We start from the raw sequence: 2742 nt of genomic DNA, 5'->3' as shown, positions 1-2742 counted from the left end.
GGCTACGGCTACCCGAACGCGGCCGGCGCCGCCGGGGTCGTCCCGCCGGCGGTGGCGCCCGGTTCGCCGCCGCCCGCACCGGTGCCGCCGGGCGTGCCCGCGGTCGGCCCGGGGTACTTCGCCGCGCTGAGCTACCGGGGCCCGGACGGCTCGGAGCAGAAGCTGCTGCACCGCAGCGAGCCGGGCACCCCGCACCCGGAGTGGAAGATCCTCCAGGACCTGCGCCGGCTCAACGTGCCGCCGGAGCAGGTGCTGGAGCTCTACACCGAGCTGGAGTCCTGCGACCTGCCGGGCGGCTACTGCAACCGCATGATCGCCGCGTCCTGGCCGAACGTCCGGCTCACCCACACCGCCCCGTACGGCCGCGACCACGCCTCCCGGCAGGCCGGGATGGCCGAGCTGCTCGACCACCTGGACGAGCTGCACCAGCTGGCGTCCGGTGCCCAGCGGGTCCGCCCGTTCCGGGTGCCGCCGCCCGCGCCGGGGACGGTCCAGGCGCTGCCGCCGCTCCCGCCGCAGCAGCTCGCCCAGGAGACCGGCGCGGCCTTCGGGCAGAACCTGTTCCGCTACGAGCAGCGCGCCGTCTCCCGCCAGGGCGTGCCCGAGCCGGTGTCCCAGACCCTGATGTGGGCCGGGCTGCCGCGCGACTTCGGGCCGTTCTTCTGGGCGCAGGCGCAGGAGGGCCGTCCGATCCCGACGCTCGCCGAGCTGGCCGCCGAGCGCGGCCTCGCCGCGGGCCCGGACTTCGGCGGCTACCTGGTGCTGGGCAACGACTACGGCCGCCAGCTGTGCGTCCAGTACGGCACCGCGCACGTGGTGGCCGTGGACATCGATGGAACCGGCCAGCCGCCCCGGTTCGTCAACAGCGGTGTACCGGAGTTCGTCCGCTCGCTGGCCCTGCTGGGCCGGATGTGGCGGCTCCGGTACGGGCTGACGCCGGACCAGGCCGGTCGATGGACGACCGACTTCCAGGCCCAGCTCGCCGCGATCGACCCGGCGGCCCTGCAGAACGCGGACACGTGGTGGGCCGTGCTGCTGGAGCAGTTCTGGGACGGCCTGCTGTAGCGGGCCGTCGCTGATCCTCGCAGGTGGGAGGGGTCGTTCCGGTGTCCGGAACGACCCCTTCGGCATGCCGCCGCAGCCGTGCCTCGTTGGGGTTTCGCCCGGATCTGCGCAAAATAGGTCAAGAGGATGGGTCTATTCGTCCGGTCCTCGACACATTCCGGTCCGTACGACGGCGGAATCCGGCCCCGGCCTCCGAACCGGTTCCGGATCCGTCCGTTCCGTCCGATCATGGGCTCCGCAGCCCGCGAAACGAGGGGAAGAGCCCATGAGCGACGCCGTCCCCCAGTACGGCTTCACCCAGGCCCGCCGTGGCTACGTGCCCGAGCAGGTCGACCGAGCCCTCGCCGCCCTCACCGCGCAGCGTGACGAGGCGTGGGAGCGGCTGAGCGTCCTGGGCGCAGGCATCCGGCAGATGGAGGCCCGACTGGCCGACATCCGCCGGACCGCCGAGGACGCCCCGGAGCCCGACTACCAGGTGCTCAGCGAGCAGGCCGCCGGACTGGCCGCGATGGCCGAGAACGAGGCGCGCGCCGTCCGGGAGAAGGCCGAGCGCTTCGCCGAGGACCTGCGGGACGAGGTCTACGAGGCCGGTCAGGCCGCCGACCGCGCCGCCAAGGAGTACGGCGCCACGACCCGTGCCGACGCCGACGCGGCCGTCCGCCGCACCGAGGAGCGGACCCGGGCCGAGGCCGAGGGCATCCGGTCCGACGCCGACCGGGAGAGCCGTTCCGCCCGGGACGCCGCCACCGCCTACGCCGCCAAGGTGCGGGTGGCCGCCGCCGAGGCCAGCGAGCAGGCCGAGGCCGAGCTGGCCGCCCGGCGCCGCAAGGCCGACGAGACCTTCGCCGCCGCCCAGGCCAAGGCCGACGCCGAGGACGCCGAGGTCTCGGCGACCGCCGAGCGCCGGGTCAAGGAGGCGGAGCAGCAGCGGGAGACCGTACTGAACCGGATCAAGCAGTTGGAGACGGACGCCCAGGCCAAGGCCGATCAGCTGATCGAGCAGGCCCGCCGGGAGGCCGAGAAGATCAACGCGGAGAGCGAGCGCGAGCAGCGCGAGTTCGACACCCGGCTGGACACGGTGCAGCAGCACCTGGACCACATCAAGGCCACGCTGGCCTCGCTCACCGGGGCGGCGGTCGGCCAGATCGAGCCCGAGGTGGCGGCCGCGGCCGCCGCGGCCGTCCGGGACTCCGGCGCGGCCGCCACGGCCCCCGCGCCACGGGACGCGGTCGCTGACGCCGTCGTCGACGCCGCGGCGGTGGACCCGGAGGCGGACACCGGGGAGATCCCGGTGGCGAACCTGCGCAAGGCCCTGGCCCCCGCGGCTCCGGCCGGGGCCAAGGCCCCCGCCGCCCGCGAGGGGTCGGCGACCGTGCTGCGGACGCCGGTGGTCGGCAGCAGCGCCACCAGGGCCATCGGTGGGACCGTGGCGACCGGCCCGGTGCCGCCGAAGCCGGCCGCGCCGCCCGCCGAGGAGACGGTCGGCGGGACCGCCGACGGGACGACCGGCGGGACGGCCGCAGCGGAGAAGGGTGCCGGGAAGCCGTCGGAGGACGAGACCCGGATCGTCCCGAAGATCATCATCGTGGACGACGGCAGCGACTACGCGACCCCGCACACGGTGACCTACAACCGCCGCTGACCGGGCGCCCGACCGCGCGCCGCGAAGGCCCCGAC

2 protein-coding genes are annotated in these 2742 nt (G+C 75.2%); both read left to right on the top strand.

The genetic code is table 11. The features are described from left to right. A partial coding sequence (locus ACFU6K_RS35955; RefSeq protein ID WP_380670378.1) for an SUKH-4 family immunity protein occupies positions 1–1065 on the top strand: 1065 nt, incomplete at its 5' end. 265 nt (positions 1066–1330) lie between these two features. Then, positions 1331–2707 (top strand): hypothetical protein, encoded by a 1377-nt coding sequence (locus ACFU6K_RS35950; protein ID WP_380670376.1) that lies wholly within the window; start codon positions 1331–1333, stop codon positions 2705–2707. Positions 2708–2742 lie beyond the last annotated feature (35 nt).

Origin of the sequence: Kitasatospora sp. NPDC057512 (genome assembly GCF_042802135.1) — a bacterium.
In the GTDB taxonomy this organism is placed as follows: domain Bacteria; phylum Actinomycetota; class Actinomycetes; order Streptomycetales; family Streptomycetaceae; genus Kitasatospora.
Note: the sequence above shows the minus strand (reverse complement) of the source record. Positions and strands in the feature narration are given on the sequence as shown.

Coding starts and splice junctions, on each gene's coding strand:
- ACFU6K_RS35950 (WP_380670376.1), top strand. CDS start 1,331: ATGAGCGACGCCGTCCCCCAGTACGGCTTCACCCAGGCCCGCCGTGGC.